The sequence below is a fragment of the Streptomyces sp. NPDC087787 genome, from assembly GCF_044743035.1.
Taxonomy (GTDB): domain Bacteria; phylum Actinomycetota; class Actinomycetes; order Streptomycetales; family Streptomycetaceae; genus Streptomyces.
The window spans coordinates 1-3691 of record NZ_JBIUVQ010000056.1; the positions used below are offsets into that span (position 1 = coordinate 1).

At 72.1% G+C, this 3691-nt stretch carries 1 protein-coding gene; it reads left to right on the top strand.

What is annotated here, in order from left to right:
- Positions 1-3691 (top strand): condensation domain-containing protein (locus tag ACIOWN_RS34405; protein WP_401984466.1); only part of this gene is annotated, 3691 nt, incomplete at both ends.

A 3691-nucleotide genomic window follows, 5' to 3' on the forward strand; every position in this document is an offset into this window, starting at 1 on the left:
GGTGGACCTCGGACGGCACCCTGGAGTTCGTCGGACGCGCCGACGAACAGGTCAAGATCCGCGGCTTCCGCATCGAACTCGGAGAGATCGAGACCCTGCTCGCCGAGGACCCCGCCGTCGCCCAGGCGGTGGTGAACGCGCGGGAGGACGAAGAGCACCGCAAGCAGCTCGTCGCCTACCTCGTGCCCGCCGCCGGCTCCGAGATCGACACCGCACGGCTGCGGGAGCGGGTGAGCGCCGGCCTGCCCGACTACATGATGCCCGCCGCGTTCGTCGTGCTCGACGCGCTGCCGCTCACCCCGCACGGCAAGCTCGACCGCAAGGCCCTGCCCGCGGCCGAGTTCACCTCGTCCCGGGGCAGCCGGGAGCCACGCGACGAGACCGAGAGGATCCTGTGCGGGCTGTTCGCCGAGGTGCTCGGGCTGTCCGAGGTGGGGATCGACGACAGCTTCTTCGACCTCGGCGGCGACAGCATCGTCTCCATCAAGCTGGTCAGCCGGGCGCGGGCGGCAGGCGTGGAGTTCACCGCCCGGGACGTGTTCGAGCACAAGACGGTCGCCCGCCTCGCGGCTGCCGCCGGAGGTGCCGGGACGTCCGCCGTGAGCCGCGCGGACACCGACGGCGTCGGCTCGGTGCCGCTGCTGCCGATCATCCACTGGATGCGCGAGCGCGGCGGCCCGATCCGGCGCTTCAACCAGACCATGATGGTCGTCGTCCCGGCCGAACTCGGCCTGAAGCGCCTGGAAGCCGCCCTCCAGGCGGTGCTCGACCACCATGACGCGCTGCGGATGCGGCTGCGCCGCACCGGCGGGCTGATCTGGAACCTGGACATACCGCCCCGCGGCGAACTGCGCGCCGCCGACTGCGTCCGCCGGGTCGACATCGCCGGGCTGGGCCGGGAGGTGACCAACGCCCGGATCGGTGAGCACGTCCAGGCGGCCTGGGACCGGCTCGACCCCGAGACCGGCGCGATGGTGCAGGCGGTGTGGTTCGACGCGGGTCCCTCCGCTCCCGGCCGGCTGCTCCTGGTCGTGCACCATCTGGTCGTGGACGGCGTCTCCTGGCGGATCCTGCTGCCCGATCTGGCCCAGGCCTGGGCCGAGGTGGCGGCGGGCAGGACGCCGGAACTGGCGCCGGTGGGCACCTCGTTGCGCACCTGGGCGCAGCGGCTGACGGAGGCCGCGCAGGACGCCGAACGGGTCGGGGAGCTGGAGACCTGGCTGGACGTGCTCGGCGCGTCCGACCCACTGCTGACCCCCGAACCGCTCGACCCCCGACGGGACATCACCGCGACCGCGCGCACCATGTCGCTGGTCCTGCCCACCGACCTGACCAACGCGCTGCTCACCACCGTGCCCGCCGCCTTCCACGCCCGGGTCAACGACGTCCTGCTCACCGCGTTCGGCGCGGCCGTGGCACGGTGGCGGCAGACCCGCGGCCGGGGCGACCACACGGGCGTGCTGATCGACCTGGAGGGCCACGGGCGCGAGGAGATCGTCGACGGTGTCGACCTGCACCGCACCGTCGGCTGGCTGACCAGCCTCTTCCCGGTCCGGGTCGACCCGGGCCCGCTCGACTGGGGTGAGTTCTGCGCCGGAGGCCCCTCGGCCGGCCGGGCCCTGAAGGAGGTCAAGGAGCAGCTGCGCAGGCTGCCGGAGAACGGCATCGGGTACGGCCTGCTGCGCTACCTCAACCCGCAGACCAGCATGATGCTCTCGGGCCTGCCCAAGCCGCAGATCGGCTTCAACTACCTGGGCCGGTTCGCCATCGCCGAGGAGGAGACGCAAGCCACGCCGCAGGAGTGGAGTCCGGCCCCGGAGTCCGGCGGGCTCGGCGGCGGCGGCGACACCGACGTACCGCTGAGCCACAGCATCGACCTGAACGCGCAGACCCAGGACCGCGCCGACGGGCCGCGGCTGGTCGCCGTCTGGTCCTGGGCGGACGCGTTGTTCACCGAGGAGGAGGTGCGGGAGCTCGCCGATACCTGGTTCGAGGCGCTCGGCGCGCTGGTCGCGCATGTGGCGCGCCCCTCGGCCGGTGGTCACAGCCCCTCCGACCTTCCGCTGGTGCCGCTGACCCAGGCCCAGATCGACATGGTGGAGGCGGCCGACCCGGAGCAGCTCGAGGACGTGCTGCCCCTCACGCCGTTGCAGGAGGGCCTGCTCTTCCACGCCCAGTTCGACGAGCACTCCCCCGACGTCTACAACATCCAGATCGCCGTGGACGTCGAGGGCGGCCTGGACGCCCCCAGGCTCCGGGAGGCCGCGGCCGGGCTGCTGCAACGGCACGCCAACCTGCGGGCCGCGTTCCGGCAGCAGGGCCTGGACCGGCCCGTGCAGGTGGTGCGGCGCGGGGTGGAACTCCCGTGGCGGGAGGTGGACTTCAGCGGCCTCGCGCCCGAGGAGCGGGACGCCGAGCTGGCCGCGTTCATGGCCGCCGACCGCGTGGACCGGTTCGAGGTGGAACGGCCGCCGCTGTTCCGGTTCACCCTCGTCCAACTGGGTGAGAATCGCTGCCGATTCGTACTCACCACCCATCACATCCTGCTGGACGGCTGGTCCGCTCCGCTGGTGATGCGCGATCTGTTCGTGCTCTACGCGGGCGGGAACCTTCCCGCGCCCACCCCCTACCGCGAGTACCTGTCCTGGCTGGGCCGGCAGGACCGCGGGACCGCGCTCGCCGCGTGGCGGCGGGTGCTCGAAGGCGTCAGCGAACCGACGCTCATCGCGCCGGAGGACTCCGGCCGCCGGGCGACCGTGCCGGACGAGCTGCTGTTCCGCGTGCCCGAGGAGCTGACCACCGCGCTGAACGCGGCGGCCCGGCGCTGCGGTGTCACCCTCAACACCGTCGTCCAGGCGGCCTGGGGTGTTCTGCTGGGACGGCTGACGGGACGCGACGACGTCGTCTTCGGCGGTACGGTCTCGGGCCGCCCGCCGGAGATCGACGGCGTGGAGAACATGGTCGGCCTGTTCATCAACACGCTGCCGGTACGCGTCCGGGTGCGGCCCGACGAGTCGTGGGCGGAGCTGCTGAACGGTCTCCAGAGCCGGCAGACCGAGCTGATGGGCCACCAGTATCTCGGCCTGCCGGACATCCTGCGCGCCCAGGGCGTCGACCAGCTCTTCGACACCCTCACCGTCACCGAGAACTACCCGATGGACACCGGAACGCTCGGCAGGCCCACCGAGGGCCAGCGGATCACCGGTCTTGAGGCTCGGGACGCGAACCACTACCCGATCTCCCTGATCGCCGTTCCGACCCGCGAACTACTGCTGAAGTTCGAGTACCGAGGCGAGCTGTTCGAGCGCGCCGAGATGGTGCGCTGGATGGACTGGCTGGTCGGGCTGATCGGCCAGTTCGCGGCCGACCCGGACCGGGCCGTCGGCGACGCCGAGCTGCTGTCCCCCGAGGAACGGCGTCGGGTGCTGGTGGAGTGGAACGACACGGCGCGTGACGATGTGGTACCGGTGACGTTCCCGGAGTTGCTCGACACGACCGTGGAGCGCAATCCGGACGCGGTGGCACTGGTGCACGGCGAGGAGTCCCTGTCCTACCGGGACACGGACGAACGCGCCAACCGGCTCGCCCGCGTCCTCATCGACGCCGGAGTCGGCCCCGAGCGCCTGGTCGCACTCGTCCTGCCCCGCTCGGTCGACATGGTCGTGGCCCAACTCGCCGTACTCAAGGCAGG